Below are 25341 nucleotides of genomic sequence, written 5' to 3' on the forward strand. Positions count from 1 at the left end.
TCGAAGTATGAAGGCTTTACCTAGCAGGCGGTAGGTAAAGTAATCAATACGTTATCATTGCGATTCTGGGCGGATCAATTGCAGGAACTTGCGCAGCAGCGCGGACATATCCACATCATCCGGCGATAGCAACCACTGCTGTTGCAACCCGTCCAGCACCGCGATCAGCAACACTGCGGCATCTCTATGTGAGACACCGCGCGGCGGATCACCGCCCAGATCACGCTCCAGGAAGGCCGTCAGCATTTCCCGGGCCTTTGCGTATCGATCGACGAAATACTCGCGCGCCGGATGATCTTGGGTGACGCTTTCGGCCGCGAGCACCGTGAACGACTGCACGATTCCGGGTCGCTCGGCATTGCGTTCCACCAGTTCGGCGAGGATTTCCAGGGTTGTCGAACGACCCTGTGCGGTGGCGAGCAGGACATCGAGATCGTTCTGATCCCGCAGTGCGAGCACATTCGCCAGTAGCGTCTGCTTATTGGGGAAGTAGTGCAGCACACCCTGCTGGCTGAGCCCGACCCGCTCTGCGACGATCGCAATGGTCGCGCCTTGATAGCCGCGTTCCGCGAAAACCTCGAGGGCTGCCTCCAGGATCGCTCGACGACGATCCTCGTGACCGGCCCGGCCCGGGGTCCGTCTCATGCGGTGCGCTCTTCTGCTGCGTCCATTGTTCGCAGACTAGCGAATCGCCATTGACAGCGGCGGTTTCGGCGCGTCTACCAGCTATCAATGCTAGATCTAGCATTGATAGACCTCACGCGGTGCGGTCTGGGAGGAACTGGGCATCAACCCTGCTCGGCTGACCGATCGGCTCGCGATTCACGACACCGCGTCCCAGTGACGGGACACTGGGCGCTGTACCGCGCCCAGTGCCGCGATCTCACCGCAGCGCGGCGACAACCTGCTGTGCGATGTTCTGCTCACCGAAAGTGTTGGGATGCAGCGGGACGATGGATGGAGTCGACAGCGAGGGGATCAGCCCGTTGATCCACTGCTGCTCCGGTGCGGCGCACATATCGTGTCCGATGTTGGAGGTGGCCGTGTCGACGAAGATCGCGTCGTGTGCGGCGGCGACATTGCGCAACAGCGTATTGAGGTTGACCAGCACATCCTGGAGGTAGTCGGCGTCGCGCGGCCATGCGGGCTGCTGCGCGGGACAGGCTCCAGCGCGCGACGCGGTCGGGTAGCCGACGATCACGACCGTGGCTTCGGGTGCGCGCGAGCGGATTTCATCGATCGCGTTCCCGTAGACGGGTGCCAACTCGCTGGTTCGTTCCGCGAAAGTGTCGACGCCGTTCGCCGTGAAGGTGTCCGTGCACGACGTGCCGTAGGGTTCGGGCAAGATATTGCCGCACAGCAGAGCCTGCTTCGCCAGACCGATATCGTTGCCGCCCATGGTCATTGTGACCAAGGTTGTGTCGGGTGTCAGCGCATCGAACTGGGGGGCGGCGGTTCCGGAGACGACGCCGCGCTGCGGGCTCGTGAGGTCGTCCAAGGTGGCCCCGCCGCAGGTGACGTCCTTGAAGGTCGCGACGCCGAGTTCCTTCGCGACCAGCGTTGGATAGTTGACCGCAGACCGTGAACATGTGGCGAGTTCGGTTTGCGGAAATACGCCCGCGCCCGCGGCGAAGGAATCACCGAGAGCCACATAGTGCGTGTCCGCGGTCGGTTCGGCGCTCGCTTGCCCGGTGATAGCGGCGCTCGCCGCGACTGCGATCGCGGCTGCGGTGACCGCCGGTCGCACCTTTCCGAGTGGGTGGGTCCAGCTGCCGAAAACTTGCATCATGTCTCCTCGTGAACCCATGACCGGACGAATTCGGATCTGAACTCCCAGGAGTAACTCGCGCCGACGGGATCGAACCTGGACATCCGACCAATCCGGACTGAGTCTAGCGCCAATTCGTCAATCCCGAATAATTTTTGGTTTTCCCGCTGCCATTTTCTGGTCGCTGCGCTCGGCTGCACGCCGATGCCTCGGGCGATGTTGGGGGATAGCGCATTTCGCGACGCTGTCAGCGACTAGGCATCGTTTCAGATCCATGTCGTCGGGTGGGGCACTGTTGCGTTCCTCACTATTCAATCTCTACCTGCGGAAAGTCCACGATGACGAATCGTCTGGGTTGACACCGCCTGCCCGCACTGGCTAACGTCGCCATTGTTCATGCTGAGTCATCGCCCGCCTCGGCATTCTTGGCAGCAGGCTGCCCACATGGTCTGGCCAAATATTTCGACTGCGGGGAGGCTGTCGTTATTCTCCGACTCTGGTCGCATTCACGCAGAAACTCGGCAGACCTTTCTTTGTGCTCCGAGACTAGATTCTCGCGCTTTTTTCTAGACCAAGCCTCCATCAGATCCGTTCGACGTTAGGCGCCGGTTTTGTCCGTCTCGATCTCACCTGCCAAGACCGTGGATGATCTCCCGGGGCCGAGCCGGTGGCCGTTGCTGGGGAATCTCCCACAGATGCGCCCCTCGTTGCTGCACCGTCAGTTCGACGAGTGGTGCGATGAGTATGGCCCGCTCTACCAGTTGCAGATGCCGGGACGGCGCATCGTTGTCGTGAGCGATCCCGATCTGAACAGGGAGATCTTCCGGGACCGACCCGGTGGATTCCGGCGGCAGTCGGCAATCGAATCGGTCATGGACGAAATGGGTTCGAACGGACTGTTTTCGCTGGAAGGGGAGGCATGGCGGCTGCGTCGCAAGCTGGCCATGCCCGCCTTCAATGCCTCGCATCTGCGCAGCTTCCACCCCACCCTGGAGACGATCACCGGACGGTTGCAACGGCGCTGGGAACGGCAGTCGCCCAAGGATATTCGCGCCGACCTGACCCGCTATACGGTGGACGTCACCGCCAAGCTGACCTTCGACTACGACATCAACACCATCGAACAGTCCGGCGACATCATCCAGCGGCACCTGGAGCTGATCTTCCCGCTCATCAACCGGCGGATCAATAGCCCGCTCCCGTACTGGCGCTATGTCAAACTTCCGGACGACCGGGCGCTGGAGCGCGCGCTGGCCGCACTGCGCACCGATCTCACCGGCGTCATCAGCCGCGCCCGCGCGAATCTGCCTGCGGTGCCGACCAATTTCATCGAAGCCTTCCTCTTGGCGCAGGACGGCAGCACCTCCTTCACCGATGACCAACTGTTCGCCGAGGCGCTCACCATCCTCATCGCCGGTCAGGACACCACCAGCAATGCCATGGCCTGGCTGCTTTACCACCTTGCGGGCAATCCGGCTGTGCGGGAACGGATTCGGGAGGAAGTCGCCGAGATTCCCTCGGCACTGGACCGACAGCCGTATCTGGAAGCCGTTGTCGCCGAATCGATGCGGCTACGGCCGACGACACCGATCGTCGGACTGGAGGCCGCCGTCGACACCACGATCGATGGTGTGCACATCCCGGCGGGCACCTGGGTAATCGTCAATGTGCAGCATGCGAGCCTGCAAGAGAAGAACTTCGAGGACGCGTTGCGCTTCGATCCGGATCGCTGGCTGCGCAGCGGCCACGGCACTCATCGGCCCGAGGTCTCCACTCCGTTCGGGGCCGGTCCGCGGTTCTGTCCGGGACGCGGGTTGGCGATGTTGGAGATCAAGAATGTGACCGGCATGGTCTGCCGCAACTTCGAGGTGCGTCTGCCCGCAGGTGCGCAGCCGCCGAGGGATCGCTTCCACTTCGCCGTCATCCCCATCGATCTCGATCTCGAACTGATCCGACGGCCCGCCTGACTCCCCATTCGCCGAGCACACTCTAAGGATGTAGATGTCGTTGCATCGACTGACCGCGACCGACGGTGTCTGGCTGTCGCTCGAATCACCCGATATGCCAATGCATATCGCCTTCCTACTGGAATTCACCGCGCCCGAGGGCGGGGCGGCCCAGTTCCTGCGACAGTGGCGGGCCGGACTGGACGCACCGGCGAGCCTGCCGCAACCGTGGAACTTCCGTCCGCTGAAGTTCCCGCCGCCAGGTGTCGCGGCCATGGTGCGTGAGGTCGACGATATCGACCTGAGCGAGCACATCCGGGAGTGGACGCTGCCGGAGCCGGGCAGCCAGGACCAGTTGACCGAGCTCGTGTCGTCGATCCATCAGAAGCAGCTCGATATGAGCCGTCCGCCATGGGAATTGCACGTCATCGAAGGACTGGCGCAGGACCGTTTCGCGCTGTTGCTCAAGGTGCACCACAGCCTGCTCGACGGCGCATCGGCCATGCGGTTGTTCACCGATACGTTCACCGAGGATGCCGACGCCCGCGATGTGCCGGACCTGTTCACGGTGCGCCCGGCCGCCGAATCGGCGGAAGCCGATAAGGCGAATCCGTTCCGTGCCCTGCTCGCCGCGTTGACCGGCGTACTGGCTTTGTTGCGCGGTGTCGGATCCGCCGCCCGCGATGCATTCCGACGTGCACGCGGCGATAAGACGATGGCGCAGAAGGCATATCAGCAGCCGGAAACCGTTCTCGACGGCACCATCACCGGTGCGCGCGATCTGTCCAGGCGTCGCTACGACCTCGCGCTGTTCAAGCGATTGGCGAAGGCGGGTGACTGCACGATCAACGACATCGTGCTGTACCTCGTGAGTACGGCACTGCGCGGCTACCTGACCGATCACGCTACGTTGCCCGAAGAGTCGTTGACCGCGGGCGTGCCTACCGATCTACGCGAGGAGGACGACGCTCGCGCCGGCACCCGCGCCGGCATGATGTTCACCGCGCTGGCCACCGATATCGCCGATCCGCGTGATCGGCTGAGTGCGGTCAAGTACTACATCCGCGCCGCGAAGCAACATATGGGCGAGATGGCTCCGAACGAGGTCATCGGCTACGGACTCGCGGTCACCCTGCCGTGGATCCTCGGGCTCAGCTTCGGCTTGACCAACACCGCGTCCTCGCACCCCATGGGCATCTCCAATGTGCCGGGACCACGAAACCCGCTGTACTGGAACGGCGCTCGACTCGAGACGATCTATCCGATTTCACTGCTGATGCACGGCAATCCGCTGAACTTCACCTGCATCGGCTATTCGGGTGGGCTGCATTTCGGCGTCCTCGGTGTGCAGGACAAGCTGCCGCCGATGTCGTACCTCACCGCGGCCATGGACGCCGCGCTCGATGAACTCACCGACCTGCTCCTGCCGGACCGTACACAGTTAGCCGCTGGATAATGTCGGATTTCGATGTAGCGATTATCGGCTCGGGCTTCAGCGGGCTGGGTGTCGCGGTGAACCTGCGCCGCCTCGGCAATGACAACTTCGTCATCTTGGAACGTGCCGACGCCATCGGCGGCACCTGGCGCGATAACGTCTATCCCGGCTGCGCGGTTGACGTGCCATCGGTGCTGTACTCGTATTCCTTTGCGCCGAACGCGGATTGGACCCGCGTGTACGCGACCCAGCCAGAATTGCGCACCTACACAGAGCAGGTCGTCGATACCTTCGATCTGCGACGGCATGTGCAGCTGAACAGCGACGTGACCGAGGCCGATTTCGACGACGAGGCCGAACAGTGGGTGCTGCGGCTGAGCGATGGCAGACTGGTCCGGGCGCGTACCGTCGTCATGGGGTACTTCTCGCTGCACGCCGAAGCGATTCCGGATATCTCCGGTCGCTCCGATTTTGCTGGGCCGCAGATGCATTCGAGCAAGTGGGATCCGTCATTCGAACCGCCGGGCAAGCGGATCGCGGTGGTCGGGGCCGGGGCGAGCGCGGTACAGATCGTGCCCGCGCTGGCGAAGTCGGCGGCTGAGCTCATCTCGTTCCAGCGCACTCCGGCCTGGGTGATTCCGCGTCTGGACCGGCCGATTCCGCCGACGGTGCGCAAGATACTGCGCACAGTGCCACCGATTCGCCTGGCGGCACGTGGATTCGTCTTCCTGTTCCTGGAGGCCATGCATTTCGCCGAATTCCATCCGCGGCTGGTTTCGGTATACGAGTGGGTCGTCCGCAAGGTGCTGGCCGAACAGGTGCCCGATCCCGAGCTGCGGCGCAAACTCACGCCCGATTATGCCTTCGGGTGCAAGCGACCGATGGTCTCCGACGAGTACTACAGCTCATTCGCCCGCCCGAATGTGCGGCTGAGCACCGAGAAGATCACCGAAATCACCGCGACCGGCATCCGCACCGCCGACGGTGACTTGCATGAAGTCGATGCGATCGTGTGGGCCACCGGATTCCACGTCCAGGATTCCATCGCGCACTTCCCGGACTTCCGTACCGCGACAACTTCGACGCGAAAGAAGTTCCAGCACGATGGTTTTCGGGCCTACCGCGGCATCGCATTCGCGGGCCTGCCGAATCTGTTCGCGGTCACCGGACCGAATACGGCGCTGCCGCATACCTCGCAGTTCCTCGCCATCGAACCGACGACGAAGCTGATCGCCAGGACGATCGAGTATATGCGGGCCAAGGGAATTCGCCGCTACAGCCCGTCCGAGCGAGCCGAGCGCGAATGGGTCACGCGCGCACGGAAACTGCTCGGCACCCGGGTGTGGTCGACCGGCGGTTGCACCAGCTACTTCATCGACGAGGACGGTACCAACACCCTGACCTGGCCGGGCGGAACGTTCAGCGTCCGACGCGACCGGCGTCGCATCCGGCCGGGGGATTGGGATACTGGACGGTAAGCGGGGCGAGTCCTGCGAAGAATCCCCAACGTAGGGGCTGTGGCAAGGGGACGCCGGTCCGCTTGCCGCACCCCCGATTGGGGAGAATGCCCGGCAACTTAATTGCGGTCCACAGTGCAAGGCGTGCTGCACAGAGCGATGTAATGAGTCACGGTTGCGTACCAATGGTGATGCACGTTACTGTACCCACTCGATGATGGGAACGGGGTAGTTCCTCATTGCCGGGAGGGTTTGGCAAACATGATCCGACGTCGACGTCCGATTAAGGCAGTGGCTGCTGCGATAGCCACCTTCATCGTGTTTGCCGCAGCCGTGGTCGCGGCCGCGCCGACCCAGGCCACCCTGGGCCTCGATGCGCAATTCACCGCGAACTATGAAGGGTCGCAACAGTATCCGAACGTCTACATCGACTGGGACATTCCGATCACCATGAGTGACGGTACGGTGCTGAAGGCGAATGTCTACCATCCGGCCGACGCCTCCGGCCGCCCGATCGTCGAGCCGACGCCGACCATCGTGAACCTCACGCCCTACACCAAGCTGATGGCGAATATCGCCGACTCCGTGCTGGCCATCCCGGGCCTGGCGGAGCCGCTGATGCAGGCACTACACAGCTTCGATCTCTCGGCTTACGGCCTGAGCGGAATCAGTGATCTGGCACAGGCATTGGCGGGCGGCACCGCGCGCACCTTCGCCGTGGATCGCAAACTGGTGCAGAGCGGCTACACCCAGGTGGTCGTCGACGTGCGCGGCACCGGCTTCTCCGAAGGCATATGGCAGGTGTTCGGCGATCGCGAGCAGCAGGACGGCGTCGAGGTGGTCGACTGGGCGGCGACGCAGCCCTGGTCCAATGGCAAGATCGGGATGAGCGGCATCTCCTATTCCGCTATCAACCAGTTGCAGACCGCGGAGCGCAGACCCGCTGCGCTGCAGGCGATCTTCCCGATCGTGCCGGGCAGCGATCTGATCCGCGACGTGGCCGCACCCGGTGGCGCACTCGGCATCGGTTTCATCCCGGAGTGGCTGCTCGCCGTGGACGGCACGAAGCTGATTCCCGATGTGGTGTCCATGCTGGCGGGCAAGTTCGACTGGACCTGGCTGGCGGACCGCGTCCGTGACCCGTTCACCTTCTTCAATATGATCATCATGGCGCTGGGCACTCAGAGCATGGATCAGATTCCGCCCGAGATGCATTCGGTACTCGACGATGAAAGTCCATTGCGCACCGCCTGGATCGGACATCCCGATCGCATCGATGTGCCGACCTTCGTCTACGGCGGCTGGCAGGACATCTTCGCCTACTCATCGCCGCGGGTCTACAACGCCATCAATGTGTCCGATAGCCAGAAGAAGCTGGTGATGGACAACAATTACCACATCACGACCGGCTCGGGCATGGGTGACTCCGACGGACCGGCGGCCCTGGACGTATTGCAGCGCGCGTGGTTCGACAAGTGGCTCAAGGGCATCGATAACGGTATCGATGACTACGACCAGGTCACCCTGTGGCAGCAGGGCGGCGGCTGGACCCACACCACGGCCTTCCCGCGGCCCGATATGGATTACCGCCGTATGTATTTGAACGCGGCGGCCTCCGGCACCGCGCCGGGCAGCGCCTACGACGGCAGCCTCACCGGGCAGCCGGGCGCACCAGCCCGGGTTACGATCGCGCCCGGCCTCACCACGCTGTGCTCACGCGACGGTGCACAGGGGACGGCGGGCATCCTGCCGCTCCCGGATATCTGCACGAAGGATTCGCGGATCGCCGAGACCAATGGTCTGACCTTCACCAGTGCGCCGGTCGCCGTGCCGACGCAGATCTCCGGCCCGATCGCCATACACCTCGATACCGTCCTGGATGCCACCGACGGGTACTGGAACGTAACCCTGAACGACGTTGCGCCGGACGGACGTTCGACCCAATGGACACACGGCCAACGCACCGCATCCCTGCGCGCCGTCGACCAGAGCAAGGCCACCCGCTCGGCCAATGGCGACTACACCGACCCGTATCCCTATCTGACCCTGGACACCCGTGAACCGATCGTGCCCGGCCAGCCGACGGTCATCGATATCGGCCTGTTCGCCACCGACGGTGTGCTGCAGCCCGGGCACCGGCTGCGCGTCGACATCTACGCCGGAAACTTCCCGAGCAGTCTTCCCTTGCGCCCCTTGCTGAATGAGAGCGGCTTGCGCCCCCAGCACCTCGACCTGGACCCGAATCAGCCGAGCTGGCTGAACATTCCAGTCGACACCGACCCCGGCTGGTAGCCCGGTCTCGCCGCGATGACGGTGTCAACCATGGTCGAATGGTCGCTCACGGAGTGGGCTCGGGCCGCCTTTCGACTACCGTCGGTGCGGCGGTGGTCGGGGTGGGGCCGGAACCGAGTAGGAGTAGGGCGGCGCGGGTGAGGGTGGGGGCCAGCGCCGGTAGGTTGTGCGGGCCGGATTCGATGAGCGTGGCGCGGACGCGATCGTCGATACCGCCGAGCAGGACGTCGAGCAGTCCCGGGTCGGGTTCGGCGCGAAGTTCGCCTGCGCGCACGCCGATTCGGGCCGCCGCGATCATTCGGTAGCCGAACATCCGATGCGTGCGGGCCCGGCGGGCGATGAGTCCCGGTCCGGCGGCGAGGGTTTCGATATGCAGCGCCCGCGCGGCGGCGGGCTCGGCCGCGAGGAACTCCAGGTAGGTCTCGAGCGTGGTGCGCACCAACTCATCGAAGGTAGCAGCGCCGGATTCGGTGACCACCCGGTCGAGCTCGTGGGTGATCGTATCGACCGCGAAATCGAAAGCGGCGGTGAAGCATTCCTCTTTGCTCTCGAACAGCCCGTAGAACGTCCGCCGGGCCACCCGGGCCCGACCGACGATATCGGTGATCGTGGTCGGGCCGTAGCCGAGTTCGGCGACCGCCTCCAAAGCGGCGAGATATAGCCGCTCGCGCTGTGACGTCACGACTTCGTCCCGGGTCAAGCGATGCGGCCCTCGGGGTAATCGGTCCGGAGAAGCGCTGGTCAAGACGGTCATAATGCCGACGATTCTGCCACACCGGATACTTTCGTCCGGAAATTCTGGTGCGGCCCGCAAAAGAGGTCAGTGCAGGGCGCTGCCCTGGAGCCACTCGTCCCACGGCATGCCCCAGTCGCCGTTCTGCCAAACCTCGAGCGGTGCGCCGCCGGTATTGCGGACCTCGACCACATCGCCCGGAATAGAAAAATTGTAGAACCACTGGGCATTCGTGGCGCTCAGGTTCAGACAGCCGTGCGAGAGGTTCTGGCTGCCCTGCGCCCAGACTGTGGAATCGAGCTGGTGCAGATAGATGCCGTCGGTGCTGATGCGGGTGGCCCAGCCGATGGCTTCCTTGTAGCCGAGCCGGGAATTGACCGGCAGGCCATAGGTGGAGGAGTCCATGATCACCGGATTGCCCTTGTCCATCACGGTGTAGATGCCCGGCTGGGTCCAGAAGGTCAGCGTCTTACCCCCGATGACCTCGCTGCCGCCCCTTCCCATCGAGGTGGGCATGGTGCGGATCAGATTGCCGTTCTCGAAGACCTGCACCTGTTTGGTGTTGTCATCGGCGATGGAGACATGCGATGGGCCGATGGTGAAGGTGGTCTTGGTGTCCTCCTGGCCGTAGAGGCCGCCGCCGAGGTCCGCGCCGTAGATGTTGGCCGCGGCGGTCACCTTGGTGCCCGGTGCGAAGTATTGCTGCGGCCGCCAGTGCGCGTTGCGCCTGTCGAGCCAGTACCAGGAACCCTCGACCGGCGGGTTGGTCGTCACCGAGAGCCGCTTCTCCGCGACGGCCTTATCCGGGACATCCTCATCGAAATGCGCGACCACAACGGTGCCGACACCGAAGGTGCCACCGTCCGCCAGCGGTGTGCCGCCGGTGGTGGTCATATACACCTTGGTCTGGTTGTTCGGCGCCAGCGTGCTGAAGGTCGAGGTGGTCGGCCCGACGCGGCCGGTGATGGTGAGGCTTTCGGCGCTGATCGTGTAGGTGTGCCCGTAGCCGAGCGGATCGACAGGCTTCCACGCCGTCTTATCCGGCGTGTAGATGCCCTCGATCGAACGGCCCGCCTCATTGGTGAGCTTCACCGAGGTGAGCATGCCGTCATTCGCGGTAACCACGACCGGTGCGAGCGGATCGACATTGTTGCCACCGCCCGGAGTGATGACGATCGGGGGCGGCGGCGGTCCGGCCTGGGTGGTCGGCGTTTCCGACTTCGACGAACACCCGGCGACGAGCAACGTCGTCACCAATGCAAAACCCGCAGCGACTTTCCACCGGAAGCGGCGACTCGACATGACTCTCCTGTGTTTCGCCGTACGTTCCCTGCGGCGTACCTACGACATACTGGCCCGTGCCGTAGTTTACCGGCCGTTTCGGGTCCATTTCGCCGCTGCGGGTGTGACCTGCGCGGACTCCGGCGTCAGTTAACGCATGGCACACTGCTGCCGATCGTGGTCGCGACCGGCTTGCCCGCATCGGGCACGGGCTCGGCGGAGGTGGTGGTCCGCGCCGCGCTGGTGGTCGGCACGAGTTCGGCGGGCATGGTGAAATCGGTGCCGACGACCACGGTGATGTGGCCGGGTTCGGCATTCGGCGATGCGGTCGGGGTAAGGCCGATGAGGTCGCCCAGCTGCGCGGCATCGGTCTCGGCGCCGATGCCGTAGGTGAGGGTCGAGGTCGTACCGTCGGCGCGGGTGCCAGTGGCCACGGTGCCCGCCGGATAGCCGCGCTTGGTGAGCGCGGTGGACAGCTGGGCGGCTCGGCCGCTGTATCCGCTCGCATTGTGGACATCGACGATGCTGGTCGGGGTGCGCGTCGAGGTGGCAGGTGTGGTTTCGATGCCGAAGGCGGCGCGCACTTCCTTCTTGATGGCCGCCGGATCGACGATATTGACGTCCTGACCGTCGATATTGTCGTAGCGCAGCACCGGCAGTGTCCGGAATTCGACCGAGATCGAGCCCGCCGAGCCGAGGTCACGGGCGAAGTCGAGCAGGTTCCAGCCGTCGGACAGCACGATATCGCGGTGCGCCACGTCCATGAGTCCGGAGAGCTTGCTGAAGTTGGTCAGCGTGCCGGTGTCCTTCAGCGATTTGGCGACCGAGGTCAGGAAGGCCTGCTGGCGGTGGGTGCGGTCGAGGTCGCCGTTCTCCAATCCGTGGCGTTGGCGCACGAAAGACAGCGCATTGGCGGCATCCAGGTGCTGCGGGCCCGCGGGGAAGACCGCGCCGGAGTAGTAACTGTCGTCGACCGCGTGGTTGAGGCAGACATCGACGCCGCCGAGCTTATCGGCGAGGTCGTAGAAGCCGACGAGCGAGATTTCGGCGAAGCGGTCGATGGGGACGCCGACCAGATTGCGTACCGTTTGCACGATGGAGGCCCGCCCCGCCTCGCGGCCCGCGCGTTCCAGAGCCACCTTGTCCTTCATGCCCGCGTTTTCCAGCTTGGTCTCGGTGGCGGCCTTTTTCAGCCCGTAGGCCTCCTTGATCTTGGCGTGGTCGTAGCCCGGAATGCCGGATACCGCGACATAGTCGTCGCGCGGAATGGAGAAGGCGACGATTTTGTGCATATCCGCGGGAATGTGCAGCAGGATGAGCGAATTCGCGTTGTAGCCGCCATTGTCGCCGTCGCCGGCGTGCAACTGGTCCAGGATTGCCTTCGGCAAGTCGTTGCCGTCGAGGTCCTTGCGGGTATCCAGGCCGATCAGCAGGATATTCAGATCGCCGCCGAGTGAGTGTGGCGCATCCTTGCCGATCGCATCGGTGTGGGTGAAACCGTTATCGAATTCGGTCTTGGCCGACCAGGCGAACCCAGTGCCGGACAGGACGGCGAGCGCGGCGATCGAGGTCAGAACGCGCATCGCGATCTTTGCCGCATTGCGGCCGCGATGGGGTTTCGGTTCGGCTCGTCGGTGTCTGGGGCGTCGAGTTTCGGTGATTTTGGGAATCTCGACGGTGTCGTCATCCATGGCGGCGACCTGGGTCCCGGATCATTCTCGCCGCCTCAGCTTTCGTTTCGGGTATTCGACACAGCGCACGCCCGGGTTATGCCCGCTACCGACTAGTTGCACTCGCTAGGGTCTGCTCAACCTTTCCAGTCTTACCGACGCCGCTCGGGGCGGGCAAGAATCGGACAGTGTGATCTGCACGGATTCACGATCTAGTCTCGTATACATGGCTGCTCCAGTGTTGCTCGTCCTCGGTGCCGGTCCCGGCGTCGGATTGTCCGTCGGCCGTCTTTTCGCGCGCGATGGATATGTGGTGGTGTTGGCCTGTCGGACCGTCGCGGAGGCCGAGCCGTTGGCGAAGGAATTGCTGGGCGAGGGTTTCGATGCCGAAGGTGTCGGTGTGGATCTGGCCGATCCCGAGGATGTCACTCGTATTGTGACCGAGGTGGGCCAGCGGCACGGGCAGATCGACGTGCTGCACTTCAACCCGAGCATCTTCCGGCAGGCGGATCCGCTGCGGTTGACCGTCGCGGAGTTGATCGAGGACTTCACGATCGGCGCCGCGGCGTTGCTGCCCGCGGTGCAGGCCGCGCGGCCGTTCTTCGCCGATGGTGCGCGTGTGCTGGTAACGGGCAGCGCGGCGGCGGATAAGCCGTGGAATCAGGCCGCCTCCCTCGGCGTGCAGAAGGCGGCGGTGCGCAATCTCGTCACCAGTCTGGACACCACCATGGCACCCGATGGTTTCCGGGCCGTCGCGGTGCAGATCAACGGTGTACTCGGTGCGGGGGCATTTACTCGGGAGCGGGTTGCCGCGGCATTGCACACCGCCGCCGTCCGCCCCCTCGACGACTGGACGCCGCATGTGTCCTATGACGGCTGATCCGACGAGACATTCCGACCAACGACGCGCCCGCGCCGGTCTCTTCTGCGAACCGGATGGGACCCCGCGCGGGTATCACCGTCCGCGCCGAAGCAAAGGCCGCGCGGACCCTGGCGACGGAGGATGAATGCGGCGGTTCAAGGTAACGACGGCTTTGCTCGCCGCACTGATGATCTCGGTGCTGCCGCATCTCGCGGCGTCCTCGGCTCAACCGGCACCGGTGCGCCTCAACGTGCTGCAAGCCGGGCTGGATGGCCTGGTCCATTCGGCTTTCGTTCCAGGTGCGCAGCTGGTCGTCACCGCAGACGGCGACGCGACCCAGTTCGATAGCGGTGTCGGCGATCTCGTGACGCACGAGGCATTTCCCGATGACGCACAGGTCCGAATCGCCAGCAATACCAAGACTTTCGTGGCGACCGTGGTGCTGCAATTGGTGGGGGAGGGGCGAATCCAGCTCGACGCTCCGATCGAGCATTATCTGCCCGGTGTGGTGCGCGGCCCCGGCGGTGACGGGAATCTGATCACCGTCCGAAATCTGTTGCAGCACACCAGCGGTATTCCGGACTATCTCGTTCGATTGGACTGGGGGTCGGTCGAGGCATTGCAGCGGTACCAAACCGCGGATCAGCTGATCCGACTCGGTTTGGATATGCCCGCTATGTTCGCGCCCGGTTCGGCTTTCAGCTACTCCAACACCAATTACCTGTTGGCCGGAAAACTGATCGAGCAGATCACGGGACGGCCGGTAGGTGCCGAGGTGACCTCCCGGGTTCTCGACCGCCTGCAACTGCGCGACACCTATTGGCCCGCATTCCCGCAGGAGAATGTGATTCGCGGTCCACACCCGCGCGCGTATCAGATCTTCAACGGCGTGCAGGTCGACATCACCGATATCGACCCGGGCTGGGGCCTGGCCGATGGCGCGCTCGTCTCCACCGATGCCGACCTGAACCGCTTCTTCACCGCCCTGCTCACCGGAAAGCTGCTTCGCCCAACCGAACTTGCCGAAATGCAGCACACCATCCACGGCGGCGATCCAGCCTTGCCCGACGATGTCGGTCTCGGTCTGTTCCATCGCACCAACGGTTGCGGCGTCGATATCTGGAGCCACGGCGGCGCCATGGACGGGTTCTTCGTCTTCGGTGGCTACACCCCCGGCCGCTCGATAACCGTCAGCCTCAACCAAGTCCCGCCCTTGTTCGGCCTCGGCTACAAGCCCGCCCTGGACGGCCTGGTAGACGCCGCCTTCTGTGGGTGAGGGAGTCAGGTGTGCGGTACGGCGGTCAGGAAGGCCGACATTGCCGTGGCGACGGCTTCCGGGCGGTCGAGCACGGACGGGACGCAGGCGTCGTCGACCTCGACCAGTTTGCCGTTCGGCAGTAATTCGTCCGTCACGGACTCGACGCCCCTGAGGCGCGCCGATTCGCCTTCGCGCTGTTGAGCGCACTCGAGGGTGCGTTCATTCTGAGCCGCACCCTGTACTCGGGCGAACCGCTGCGCGCGGCAGGGCGGTCGCTGGCCTTTCGGTTGGCCAGCGACCCGCGTATACCCGATGACCTATTTCGGCGCGGCCGTAGTGGTCGGCGCGGGTTGGGTCGTCTTGTCCGCGAAACGCGTGGCGCCGTCCGGAGCCAACATCGTATTGACGTAATCCACGCCGGACGCGATCAGTACCGGTCCACCTATGGCTATCGTGCCGACGATCCCGCCGAGGGCCGCACCGGTGGTAAGGCCAACGATGCAGCCGGCGGCAATGGTTGCGACACATCCGATGACCGCGCCGATGGCGGTCCCGACGAAGCCGCCGACCGCTGAGGCCAGGCCGAATTGCGTGGCGAATTCATCACGGGCGCGCTGGTTTTCGGGCATCGATGCCACCGGCTTGACGGCCAGCGGCTGCGAGATGTCGAGTCCGGCGGGCTTCTCCGGCGCCAGTTCCAGTACCGTGCCGTCTTTTTCGACCACGGGCTTGACCGGGATCTCGGTATCGGCAATCCGGAATCGCAGCGGCAGCGTCATGACGACGTGGCCGTCGGTATCGGCCAGATCCACGACATCGACCACATCGGCGAGATCGGCGGCCTTGCCGTCTTTATCGACCAGCGTGCCGTCTTTGTCGACCAGCCGCCCCTCGCCGCCCGCCGCGAGCTCGCTTTCCGTCGCCTTGGACAGGGTGAAGGTGCCGCCGCGCACGCTGGCGACGACGGTCTTGTCGGCTAGCTTGACCGAGTAAGTGATGTCCTGCCGCGGGGGTGCGGCGACCGGCTCGGCATGCGAGACTCCGGCGCCCAAGGTCACGGCACCGATGACAAGGATCGCCGCCGCAGTGCTATCGCAAAGCTTCATTCGGAATTCCGTTCAGTCATCAGATTATTCGCTCTTCGCAAACGCCCGCGCAGGCTCGACTCTCCTGCTCGAGATGCTTCCCGCGCAAATGTACTCAGATGTGCGGGCAGCGAGGTCGAGGGGAGCCTAGCCGAGCCTGCGGTGCGAAACCAGCTGATTCGGAACGAAAAATCGATGTCAGCTATGACACGGTTACTTCCTCCGGCGTGTCGATCTGGGGCGCGGGACGTGTCCGCAGCAGCGCCAGTCCCAGTAGGGCGGCGGCGATGCTGAAGCCCGCACTGATCCAGGCGCCGGTCGACATCGCATCGGTGAACGCTTCCTTGGCCGGTTCGGCATATCCGAGTTGGAAAGCGGCGCCGATGGATTCACGGGCGGCCTCGGGCGTGTCGTCGGGCATATGCGCGGTGAACACACCGGCCAGTACGCTGCCGAGGATCGCGATGCTGATCGCCATGCCGACCTGCTGCAACGTATCGTTCATGGCCGAGCCGACGCCCGCATGTGCCAGCGGAATGGCGCTCATGATCGCGGCATACGCGGCCGGACCCGCCAGACCGCCGCCGATCCCCATGACCAGCATGCTGGCCAATACCGCGAAATATCCGGAACCGACGGCCAGAATCGCGAACGCCCCGCCCATGACCAGTAGACCGGCGACGATGAGTGTCTTATTGCTCAACTTCTTGCCCAGCGTCGCGCCGAGACCGTTGCACACCGCTGCGGCCACCGCATACGGCAGCAGGGCAAGACCCGCCTTCATCGGTCCGTAGCCGAGCACGAACTGCAGATACTGGGTGAGCATCAGCATGATCGCGCCCATACCGAACACCATCAGCAGCAGTGTGCAGCAGGTGCCGGTGAAATCGCGATTGCGGAATACCGCCAGCGGCAGCATCGGATGCGCGGACCGGCTCTCCCAGACCACGAATGCCAGTCCCGTGACCACGGCGAGGCCGATCATCGGAATATTCCACTCGCGCTCGATGATCACGTACACCGTCGAAGTGAGCGCGACGATGGAAAGCAGCACGCCGATCAGGTCGACCGGTCGCTGCTCACCGGTGGATTCCGGCATCAGGACCAGCGCGGCGACAATCGCGAGCGCCGCGACCGGGATATTGAGCAGGAACACCGAGCCCCACCAATAGTGCTGCAGCAGAAAGCCGCCCAGCGTCGGCCCGAGGACGATGCCGACCATCGAGACAGTGGACCATGCCGCCATCGCCTTACGGCGCTCGTCCTCGGCGAAGGTGGTCATGAGAATGGACAGGGTCGATGGCATCAGCAGTGAACCGCCGACGCCCATCAGTGCGCGGGCCCCGACCACTTGCCACGGCTCGGTGGCCAAGACGGCGGCAAGGGACGCAGCGCCGAACAGCGCCAGCCCGAGCACCAGCATGCGCCGCCGCCCGAACCGGTCGGAGAGGCTGCCCGCGGTGAGCAACAGTCCAGCGAAGACGAGGACGTAGGCGTCGAGGATCCACTGGATATCCGACGGCGTCGCGTCGAGTTCCCGGATCAGGGACGGAATAGCGATATTGAGCACAGTGCCGTCGATCATCAGCACCAGCAGCGACAGACAGAGGACCCCCAGAATCCACCAGCGGCGAGGATCTCGTACAACGTTCGATTCCACTCGAACACCGTACGATAGAATCGCACAATGTGCGAGAGAATTATGCTGACCGGGTGACAAAGCAGCAGTTCTCCTCGGTATGGACCCGCGAGCCACGCCAGCCGAAGGCGGCCGGACTGCGCCGCGACCAGATCGTCGCCGCCGCAATCGAGGTTTTGGATGCCGAGGGCCTCGGCGCGTTGAGCATGCGCAAGCTCGGAGCCAAGCTCGATGCGGGCGCGACCAGTCTCTACTGGCATGTCGCGAATAAGGATGAACTGCTCGAACTCGTCCTCGACGAGATCTGGGGTCTGGTGCGAATCCCGGATCCCGACGAGGCCTCGTGGCGTGAGGTCGTCACGACCTATGCCTACAACTTCCGGCTCACCATGCTCGACCACACATGGGTGACCGCCTTGATCGGCTCCCTGCCGAGCGTCGGCCCGAAGGCCTTCGAACTCAGTGATCGACTGCGCCGCACCTTCATCGACGCCGGATTCACGGGCGTCGATATCTACCTCGCGAGTGGCACCGTGACGAGTTACGTACTCGGGCAGGTCATCCCGGAGATCACTGCGGCGAAGGCATTCGGCGACAAGGGTTTCGACAAGGACATGGTGCTCGACGTCATGGATGAGCTCGCCTCCGACTATCCGGAGATGCTCGACGACTACCGGAAGATGCAACCCGCCGATTATCAGACCGCCCGCGCGATGGCCTTCGATTTCGGTCTGCTCTGTGTGATGGACGGCCTGGAATCGCGGCTGCGCAAGTGACCGGTAACCCTCGGGAATAGATGACGACACCGCCCTGTTGGTTGCCATATCCACCAAATAGGTGTCAGACTTTCCGAGAGGAGGCGACGTGCAGTTCGGAATTTTCACCGTTGGCGACGTAACGGTCGACCCGACGACAGGTCGGGCCCCGACCGAGCACGAGCGCATCAAGGCGATGGTCGCGATCGCGCGCAAGGCCGAAGAGGTCGGCCTGGACGTATTCGCCACCGGCGAGCACCACAACCCGCCGTTCGTGCCATCGTCGCCGACCACGATGCTCGGCTATATCGCGGCGCAGACCGAGCGGTTGCAGCTGTCCACCGCGACGACACTCATCACCACCAACGATCCGGTGAAGATCGCCGAAGACTTCGCCATGCTGCAGCATCTGGCCGACGGTCGCGTCGATCTGATGCTCGGACGCGGCAATACCGGTCCGGTCTACCCCTGGTTCGGCAAGGACATTCGCGAAGGCATCCCGCTGGCCATCGAGAACTACCATCTGCTGCACCGGCTTTGGCGCGAGGACGTGGTCGACTGGGAGGGCCGATTCCGTACTCCGTTGCAGGCGTTCACCGCCACGCCGCGACCGCTGGACGGCGTAGCGCCGTTCGTCTGGCACGGGTCGATCCGCAGTCCGGAAATAGCCGAGCAGGCCGCCTATTACGGCGACGGCTTCTTCGCGAACAATATCTTCTGGCCGAAGGGCCACTTCCAGCGCCTGATCGAGCTGTATCGGCGCCGCTACGAGCATTACGGCCACGGCTCCGCCGACCAGGCCATTGTCGGCCTGGGTGGACAGGTGTTCATGCGCAAGAACTCTCAGGACGCGGTGCGCGAATTCCGGCCCTACTTCGATAACGCGCCGGTCTACGGCCACGGCCCGTCGCTCGAGGACTTCACCGAGCAGACGCCGCTGACCGTCGGCAGTCCACAGCAGGTCATCGAAAAGACCATGACCTTCCGGGAAAGCTTCGGCGACTATCAGCGACAGCTGTTCCTGATGGACCACGCGGGTCTACCGTTGAAAACGGTGCTCGAGCAACTCGAACTGCTCGGCGCGGAGGTAGTTCCGGTGCTGCGCAAGGAGTTCGACGCACTGCGTCCGGCTCATGTCCCGGATGCGCCGACTCATGCGTCATTGGTCGCCGCCCGGGATCGAGGCAAGGCCGTGGAGGTCGCGCAGTGACCTGATCCCCGGTGCAACGGCGCGCCGGTCCTGATCCCAGAACTGAATACCTGTTTCATATCCAAGTAATTGAAATCTCAACTACACGAGGAGACCGACAATGTCGACCACCACCGCAAAAGCCCTGACCGCAGGCACCTGGGTCATCGATACCGCTCACTCCACCCTCGGATTCACCGTGCGTCACCTGATGGTCAGCAAGGTTCGCGGTCGGTTCGCCGACTTCTCCGGCAAGCTGGTCATCAATGAAGACGGCACCGCCTCGGCCGAGGCCGAGATCGTGGTCGATTCGGTGACCACCGATAACGAGCAGCGCGACGCGCACCTGCGCACCGCCGACTTCTTCCACGCCGCCGACTTCCCGGTAGCCACCTTCAAGTCGACCGGATTCCGTGTCAATGGTGAGGATTTCGTGGTCGACGGTGAGTTCACCATCCGCGGCACCACCCGTCCGGTCTCCCTCGACGTCGAATTCCTCGGCGTCAACCCGGGCATGGGCCAGGGCCCGGTCGCCGGTTTCGAGGCCAAGACCGTCATCAACCGCCGCGACTTCGGCATCACCATTGATATGCCGCTGCCCGACGGCGGCGCGGTGATCGGCGACAAGATCACCCTCACCCTGGAGATCGAGGTCGGCCTGCAGGCCTGATCGGACCGCGTCGCCGCCCGGGGTTACCGATCGGGCGGCGACGCTTACTCTGAATTCCATGTCCGCTGATTCCGACGCATCCGCTGTCGAGCGCTTGTCCGGGCTGCTGGCGGGGCGGCGGGTCGCGGTGCTGACGGGGGCAGGTGTGTCCACCGACAGTGGGATTCCGGATTATCGGGGGCCGGGGTCGCCGGTGCGGACACCGATGACATATCAGCAGTTCGTGGGGGATACGGCATTTCGACAGCGGTACTGGGCGCGCAATCACATCGGGTGGCGGGCCATGGACGGGTCACGGCCGAATGCGGCGCATCGAGCGTTGGCACGGTTGGAGCGGGCCGGCATCGTCACCGGGTTGATTACGCAGAATGTCGATCTGCTGCATACGAAGGCGGGGCATCGCCAGGTCATCGATCTACACGGAACGTATGCGCGGGTGCGCTGCCTCGGCTGCGCCGCTTTGATTTCGCGGATGACCCTGGCCGAGCGGTTGGAGGCGGCCAATCCGGGTTTCGCCGCATCGGCGACAGCCACCGGGGTGGAGGTCGCGCCCGATGCGGACGCTGTGGTCGCAGATACCGTGAATTTCCGGATGGTGGACTGCGCGCGCTGCGGCGGCATGCTCAAACCGGACATCGTGTACTTCGGGGAGAACGTCCCCAAGGAGCGCGTCGCCGCCGCATTCGAAATGGTCGAGGCGGCCGACGCGCTGTTGGTTGCGGGATCGTCGTTGACGGTGATGTCCGGGCTGCGGTTCGTCCGATATGCGGCGAAACAGGGCAAGCCGGTCGTCATCGTGAATCGCGGCCGGACCCGAGGTGATGAACTCGCCGCGCTCACCGTCGGTGCCGGGTGCGCGGATGTGTTGACCGCGCTGGCAGATTCCCTGGGTGCGGTCCCCGTCTGAGCGGCTCAGCCGAAGTGGCAGACGTAGTGCACCGCCGAAAGCACCTCGATCTCGAATGAGCTGTTGCCCGGCACCGAGAACGATTCGCCGCCGCGGTAGGTCACGGCTTCGGTTTCACCAGCAAGGGTGACGTTGCACTCGCCCTGGATCAGCTCCATGATCTCCGGCTCGACCGTGTTGAACGTCAGGGTGGACGGCAGGATGACGCCGACCGACTTCGCGGTGCCATCGGCCAGCTCGATGCTGTGGCTGATGCACTTGCCGTCGAAGTACACATTGGCCTTCTTGGCCACACTGACGTTCTCGAACCGCGTCATGATCTCTTTCCCGAGGTGCTGGAGGTGCAGCCGTCAGCGTACGTGAACCCGCCTCGACCGCCCGGATGGGTGGCCGGTGGGTGCGTTAGCGTCGCTGTCATGCGGCTTCACGTGGGATGTGCGATGTGGACGCACGCGGCATGGCAGGAATATCAACCGGTTGCGGCCGAGCGGTTGCGGCATTACGCCTCGTGGTGCACTGCGGTGGAAGGCAATACGACGTTCTATGCGACGCCGACGCGCAACACAGTGGAGTCGTGGGCGAAGCAGACCGATCCCGACTTCCGATTCGTCATCAAACTGCCCAAGCCGATTACGCACGAGCGCAGGCTGCAGGGTGTGGAGGTGGAACTGCGCACTTTCCTGGATGCGATGCAGCCGCTCGGTCCGCGCATCCACGCACTGTGGGTGCAGTTGCCGGGCTCATTCGGACCGACCGATCTCGGGACGCTGGCCGGATTCCTGCGCACGTTGCCCGACTCGTACCGATCCGCCGTCGAGGTCCGTCATCCCGCGTTCTTCGAAAATGACAGCGCCGCAAGGCAATTGGAGCAGCTGCTCGCGCGCGTAGGTGCCGAATGGGTGCCCTTCGACACCACTTTGCTTTTCGAAGGACCCGCCGAAAGCGCCGCGGAGGCCGAGGCGCGGGCGAAGAAACCGCGGGTGCCGCGCCGTACGCAAGCGCTCACCGAATTCCCGATCGTCCGCTATCACGGCCGCGATTCGGCCGAGCGCACGATTGCCGGCTGGCAGCCGTGGCTCGAGATCGTCGTCGCATGGCTGCATGAGGGCCGCTCACCAACGGTTTTCATCCACACCCCGGACAGCGCCTCCTCCTTGCATCTCGCCCGCCGCTTCCACGACGAGGTGCGCGCCCGCCTGCCCGAACTCGAGCCGCTGCCCGACCCCATTCCGACCGAGCCGATGACCTTATTCTGAAATATCTCGAATAAATAACAATCCCGAATGTGCGCTCGGCTAGAATGGAGGTGTTGCCGCATTAGTGCCGAGCACGATGGAGGAAACCGATGAGCCATGCCACCGCGCAGTCCACATCCTTCACCCTGCACGGCGGGGCGGGCACACTGGCCGCCTGGGAATCCGTGCCGCCGCACGACGTCGAGATGCGTGGCACGGTCCTATTGGTCCCCGGCTTCGCCGGCTCCAAAGAGGACTTCGAGGCCATGCTGCCGATTCTGTCCGCAGCCGGATTCCGTTGTGTCGCTTACGATCAGCGCGGGCAGTGGCGGTCCGACGGTCCCGATGACGTATCCGAATACACGATGGCCGGTTTCGTCGACGATCTGATCGTCGTCGCCGACCAGATCTCGAATGACACACCGATTCACCTGGTGGGCCAGGGGTTCGGCGGCTATGTCGCCCGTGCCGCACTTGCCGCGCATCCGGACCGCTTCCGCAGCCTCACCCTGCTCGCCTCCGGTCCGTCCTCGGCCTCCGGTATCAACTTCGCGCCACCACAATTGGTCGCCCGACTCATCGAAAGCGGTGGCCAGCAAGCGCTGTGGGAGCAGATGAGTAGGGCTGTGGCGGCGCTGGTTCCGCCCGCCGAACTCGAATTCCTGCGCAACCGCATCTTCACCACCAAGAAGGCGAATTTGGTCGGCATCATGCGGGTCATGGAGGGCCCGGCCGACTGTACCGCCGCGCTGCGCGCCACCGGCCTGCCGATTCTCGTCGCCTATGGCAACTCCGGTGATCTGTGGCCGCCGAGCGTGCACGAACGCTATGCCGAGGAATTGGGTGCGCGTACCGCGGTTTACGACGGTGTCGGCCACCTGCCGAATGAGGAGCGCTCGGCCCGCGTCTGCGCCGACCTGGTCGCCTTCTGGACCGATATCGATCCGCACTGAGCGGACCTGTCTGAGAAGGCGCCTGCTAGCGTGCAGGCATGCACGATAGCGTGACGGTTCGAATGGCAGCACCCGCAGACAAGATCTGGGGGTTGGTCAGCGATATCACGAATACCGGGACGTTCTCACCGGAGACCTTCGACACCGAATGGCTCGGTGGGGCAACGGCTCCCGCCGTCGGCGTCAAGTTCCGCGGGCACGTCAACCGCAATGGCTGGGGGCTGAAGTATTGGACCGTCTGCCGGATCGTCGCGTGCGAGCCCGGACGTGAGTTCGCATTCACCGTGCTCGGACCGCGCGGGACGGCGGTCAATACCTGGCGCTACCGGTTCACGCCCGTGGAGGGGGGCACCGACGTGACCGAATCGTTCCAGTTGAACGAAAACAACCTCCCGCTGCGCCTCTATTGGCGGGTGGCCGGGCGCGCCCGCGGTAAGACGAACCGGGACGGCATGCGTCAAACCCTCGAGCGCATCAAGGCATACGTCGAGCAGTAATCAGTGCCCGCGGGCTATCCAGTCGGCGAGTGCGGGTTTTTCGGTGCCGATGGTGGTGCCGTCGCCGTGGCCGGTGTGGACCGTGGTTTCCTCCGGGAGGGTCAGCAGGCGGTCTCGGATGGATTCGATGATGGTGCCGAAGTCGGAGAACGAGCGGCCGGTGGCGCCGGGGCCGCCGTTGAACAGGGTGTCGCCCGTGAACAGGGCGGTGGCCTCGGGCAGGTAGAGCGAGACCGAGCCGGGGGAGTGACCGGGTGTGTGCAGGACCTCGATATCGGTGCCCGCCACGGTGATTCGCTGAATATCGGCCAGTGATTGGTAGTCGATGTATGGGTGGGTCATCCGCCAGAGCGGATCGTCGCCGGGGTGGAGCAGGATCTGGGCGTCGAGGCGTTTCGCGAGTTCCGGTGCGACGGTGACGTGGTCGTTGTGACCGTGGGTGCAGACGACCGCGCCGACATTGCGGTTGCCGACGGCTTCGATGATCGCGTCGGCATCATGGGCCGCGTCGACGATGATCACCTCGGTATCGTCGCCGATCAGCCACACATTGTTGTCGACATCCCAGGTGCCGCCGTCGAGTGAGAAGGTGCCGGAGGTGACGACGCGATCGATGCGCAGGCTCACCAGACCACCACCGAACGCAGCACCTCACCGGCATGCATTGCGGAGAAGGCCTTTTCGACCTGGTCCAGGGCGATGCGCTCGGTGACGAAGCGCTCCAATGGCAATCGGCCCTGCAGGTACAGATCGACCAGCATCGGGAAATCGCGTTCGGGCAGACTGTCGCCGTACCAGGAGGATTTCAGCGCGCCGCCATGGGAGAACAGGTCGATCAGCGGCATATCGATGGTCATATCCGGGGTCGGGACGCCGACCAGCACGACGGTGCCCGCAAGATCGCGTCCGTAGAAGGCCTGCTTCCAAGTCTCCGGGCGTCCGACCGCGTCGATGACTACATCCGCGCCGAAACCGTCGGTGTATTGCTGGATCTGCTCGACGACGTCGGTCTCGGTCGCATCGATTGTGTGGGTCGCACCGAATTCCGTTGCCCAGCTGAGCTTCTGGGGATCACGGTCGATCGCGATAATGGTCCGCGCACCCGCCAGTCGCGCACCGGCGATGGCGGCATCGCCGACACCGCCGCAGCCGATGACCGCGACCGTATCGCCGCGCGACACATTGCCGGTATTCATTGCGGCGCCGAGACCGGCCATGACGCCGCAGCCGAGCAGTCCGGCGACGGCCGGGTCGGCAGCCGGGTCGACTTTCGTGCACTGACCCTCGTGCACCAGCGTCTTATCCGCGAATGCGCCGATGCCGAGGGCCGGGCTGAGTTCGGTGCCGTCGGCGAGGGTCATCTTCTTGCTCGCATTGTGGCTGGCGAAGCAGTACCACGGGCGGCCACGCTTACACGCCCGACATTCACCGCACACCGCGCGCCAGTTCAGAATGACGAAATCGCCCGCGACAACATGGGTTACCGCATCCCCGACGGTCTCCACGATGCCCGCCGCCTCATGCCCGAGCAGGAACGGGAACTCGTCGTTGATACCGCCCTCGCGATAGTGCAGATCGGTATGGCACACCCCACAGGACTGGATGCGCACCACGACATCGTGCGGCCCGGGATCCGGGATCACGATATCGACGAGCTCGACCGGTGCGCCCTTACTACGGGCAACCACGCCACGCACGGTTTCGGACAC

General features: G+C 64.2%; 24 protein-coding genes. 13 read left to right on the top strand and 11 right to left on the bottom strand.

The window, feature by feature from the left end:
- Positions 1-54: 54 nt before the first annotated feature.
- Both ACIBI6_RS08040 and ACIBI6_RS08045 read right to left on the bottom strand, forming a co-directional pair.
- The gene (locus tag ACIBI6_RS08040) at positions 55-645 is read right to left on the bottom strand and encodes a TetR/AcrR family transcriptional regulator (RefSeq protein WP_364350586.1); all 591 of its coding nucleotides are present in this window, start codon (positions 643-645) and stop codon (positions 55-57) included.
- Positions 646-883: 238 nt separating this feature from the next.
- On the bottom strand, positions 884-1789 hold the full coding sequence (locus ACIBI6_RS08045) for an SGNH/GDSL hydrolase family protein (RefSeq protein ID WP_396955621.1): 906 nt from the start codon (positions 1787-1789) through the stop codon (positions 884-886).
- Between the two features lie 620 nt (positions 1790-2409).
- Here ACIBI6_RS08045 and ACIBI6_RS08050 point away from each other — a divergent pair.
- The 4 genes from ACIBI6_RS08050 to ACIBI6_RS08065 all read left to right on the top strand — a co-directional run bounded on the left by ACIBI6_RS08050 (position 2410) and on the right by ACIBI6_RS08065 (position 8898).
- Positions 2410-3735, top strand: a complete 1326-nt coding sequence (locus tag ACIBI6_RS08050) for a cytochrome P450 (RefSeq protein ID WP_396955976.1) — start codon at positions 2410-2412, stop codon at positions 3733-3735.
- A gap of 34 nt (positions 3736-3769) precedes the next feature.
- Positions 3770-5170: a wax ester/triacylglycerol synthase family O-acyltransferase gene (locus ACIBI6_RS08055; RefSeq protein ID WP_396955622.1), complete on the top strand. Its 1401-nt coding sequence runs from the start codon at positions 3770-3772 to the stop codon at positions 5168-5170.
- Complete coding sequence (locus ACIBI6_RS08060) at positions 5170-6627, top strand: flavin-containing monooxygenase (RefSeq protein WP_396955623.1); 1458 nt, start codon at positions 5170-5172, stop codon at positions 6625-6627. The genes ACIBI6_RS08055 and ACIBI6_RS08060 overlap by 1 nt, the downstream gene beginning before the upstream one ends.
- Positions 6628-6867: 240 nt before the next feature.
- Complete coding sequence (locus tag ACIBI6_RS08065; protein ID WP_396955624.1) at positions 6868-8898, top strand: CocE/NonD family hydrolase; 2031 nt, start codon at positions 6868-6870, stop codon at positions 8896-8898.
- A gap of 46 nt (positions 8899-8944) precedes the next feature.
- Here ACIBI6_RS08065 and ACIBI6_RS08070 read toward each other — a convergent pair whose 3' ends face one another.
- The 3 genes from ACIBI6_RS08070 to ACIBI6_RS08080 all read right to left on the bottom strand — a co-directional run bounded on the left by ACIBI6_RS08070 (position 8945) and on the right by ACIBI6_RS08080 (position 12603).
- Complete coding sequence (locus ACIBI6_RS08070; protein ID WP_396955625.1) at positions 8945-9580, bottom strand: TetR/AcrR family transcriptional regulator; 636 nt, start codon at positions 9578-9580, stop codon at positions 8945-8947.
- 138 nt (positions 9581-9718) lie between these two features.
- Positions 9719-10933: an Ig-like domain-containing protein gene (locus tag ACIBI6_RS08075; protein WP_364350568.1), complete on the bottom strand. Its 1215-nt coding sequence runs from the start codon at positions 10931-10933 to the stop codon at positions 9719-9721.
- A gap of 125 nt (positions 10934-11058) precedes the next feature.
- Entirely contained in the window at positions 11059-12603 is a 1545-nt protein-coding gene (locus ACIBI6_RS08080) for an LCP family protein (protein WP_396955626.1), read from the bottom strand.
- Positions 12604-12808: 205 nt separating this feature from the next.
- On the opposite strand from ACIBI6_RS08080, the gene ACIBI6_RS08085 reads away from it, so the two are divergent.
- Both ACIBI6_RS08085 and ACIBI6_RS08090 read left to right on the top strand, forming a co-directional pair.
- Positions 12809-13462, top strand: a complete 654-nt coding sequence (locus ACIBI6_RS08085; RefSeq protein WP_396955627.1) for an SDR family NAD(P)-dependent oxidoreductase — start codon at positions 12809-12811, stop codon at positions 13460-13462.
- 127 nt (positions 13463-13589) lie between these two features.
- Positions 13590-14720: a serine hydrolase domain-containing protein gene (locus ACIBI6_RS08090; RefSeq protein WP_364350559.1), complete on the top strand. Its 1131-nt coding sequence runs from the start codon at positions 13590-13592 to the stop codon at positions 14718-14720.
- Positions 14721-14725: 5 nt separating this feature from the next.
- On the opposite strand, the gene ACIBI6_RS08095 is transcribed toward ACIBI6_RS08090, so the two are convergent.
- The 3 genes from ACIBI6_RS08095 to ACIBI6_RS08105 all read right to left on the bottom strand — a co-directional run bounded on the left by ACIBI6_RS08095 (position 14726) and on the right by ACIBI6_RS08105 (position 17447).
- Positions 14726-14857 carry a hypothetical protein gene (locus tag ACIBI6_RS08095; RefSeq protein WP_396955628.1) on the bottom strand — a complete coding sequence of 44 codons (132 nt, stop codon included), beginning with the start codon at positions 14855-14857 and terminating at the stop codon, positions 14726-14728.
- A gap of 162 nt (positions 14858-15019) precedes the next feature.
- Positions 15020-15808 carry a hypothetical protein gene (locus ACIBI6_RS08100; RefSeq protein ID WP_364350553.1) on the bottom strand — a complete coding sequence of 263 codons (789 nt, stop codon included), beginning with the start codon at positions 15806-15808 and terminating at the stop codon, positions 15020-15022.
- A gap of 181 nt (positions 15809-15989) precedes the next feature.
- On the bottom strand, positions 15990-17447 hold the full coding sequence (locus ACIBI6_RS08105; RefSeq protein ID WP_364350550.1) for an MFS transporter: 1458 nt from the start codon (positions 17445-17447) through the stop codon (positions 15990-15992).
- 53 nt (positions 17448-17500) lie between these two features.
- Here ACIBI6_RS08105 and ACIBI6_RS08110 point away from each other — a divergent pair, with 53 nt between their 5' ends.
- The 4 genes from ACIBI6_RS08110 to ACIBI6_RS08125 all read left to right on the top strand — a co-directional run bounded on the left by ACIBI6_RS08110 (position 17501) and on the right by ACIBI6_RS08125 (position 20947).
- Complete coding sequence (locus tag ACIBI6_RS08110) at positions 17501-18202, top strand: TetR/AcrR family transcriptional regulator C-terminal domain-containing protein (RefSeq protein ID WP_364350547.1); 702 nt, start codon at positions 17501-17503, stop codon at positions 18200-18202.
- 88 nt (positions 18203-18290) lie between these two features.
- Positions 18291-19391 (top strand): LLM class flavin-dependent oxidoreductase, encoded by a 1101-nt coding sequence (locus ACIBI6_RS08115; protein ID WP_396955629.1) that lies wholly within the window; start codon positions 18291-18293, stop codon positions 19389-19391.
- Positions 19392-19491: 100 nt separating this feature from the next.
- A complete protein-coding gene (locus ACIBI6_RS08120; RefSeq protein WP_364350541.1) occupies positions 19492-20040 on the top strand; it encodes a YceI family protein in 549 nt (182 codons plus the stop codon).
- A gap of 58 nt (positions 20041-20098) precedes the next feature.
- The gene (locus ACIBI6_RS08125; protein ID WP_364350538.1) at positions 20099-20947 is read left to right on the top strand and encodes an NAD-dependent protein deacetylase; all 849 of its coding nucleotides are present in this window, start codon (positions 20099-20101) and stop codon (positions 20945-20947) included.
- 5 nt (positions 20948-20952) lie between these two features.
- Here the strand turns inward: ACIBI6_RS08125 and ACIBI6_RS08130 are convergent, their stop codons facing one another.
- Positions 20953-21264 (bottom strand): pyrimidine/purine nucleoside phosphorylase, encoded by a 312-nt coding sequence (locus ACIBI6_RS08130; protein WP_364350535.1) that lies wholly within the window; start codon positions 21262-21264, stop codon positions 20953-20955.
- A gap of 99 nt (positions 21265-21363) precedes the next feature.
- Here ACIBI6_RS08130 and ACIBI6_RS08135 point away from each other — a divergent pair, with 99 nt between their 5' ends.
- The 3 genes from ACIBI6_RS08135 (at position 21364) to ACIBI6_RS08145 (ending at position 23632) form a co-directional block, all read left to right on the top strand.
- On the top strand, positions 21364-22203 hold the full coding sequence (locus ACIBI6_RS08135; RefSeq protein WP_396955630.1) for a DUF72 domain-containing protein: 840 nt from the start codon (positions 21364-21366) through the stop codon (positions 22201-22203).
- Positions 22204-22292: 89 nt separating this feature from the next.
- On the top strand, positions 22293-23135 hold the full coding sequence (locus ACIBI6_RS08140; RefSeq protein WP_396955631.1) for an alpha/beta fold hydrolase: 843 nt from the start codon (positions 22293-22295) through the stop codon (positions 23133-23135).
- Between the two features lie 38 nt (positions 23136-23173).
- A complete protein-coding gene (locus tag ACIBI6_RS08145; RefSeq protein ID WP_396955632.1) occupies positions 23174-23632 on the top strand; it encodes an SRPBCC family protein in 459 nt (152 codons plus the stop codon).
- On the opposite strand, the gene ACIBI6_RS08150 is transcribed toward ACIBI6_RS08145, so the two are convergent.
- Together ACIBI6_RS08150 and ACIBI6_RS08155 are read right to left on the bottom strand one after the other, a co-directional pair.
- Complete coding sequence (locus ACIBI6_RS08150; RefSeq protein WP_396955633.1) at positions 23633-24259, bottom strand: MBL fold metallo-hydrolase; 627 nt, start codon at positions 24257-24259, stop codon at positions 23633-23635.
- Positions 24256-25341 (bottom strand): S-(hydroxymethyl)mycothiol dehydrogenase, encoded by a 1086-nt coding sequence (locus ACIBI6_RS08155; RefSeq protein WP_364350520.1) that lies wholly within the window; start codon positions 25339-25341, stop codon positions 24256-24258. Before ACIBI6_RS08155 ends, ACIBI6_RS08150 begins: the two co-directional genes overlap by 4 nt.

Origin of the sequence: Nocardia sp. NPDC050412 (assembly GCF_044458825.1) — a bacterium.
In the GTDB taxonomy this organism is placed as follows: domain Bacteria; phylum Actinomycetota; class Actinomycetes; order Mycobacteriales; family Mycobacteriaceae; genus Nocardia.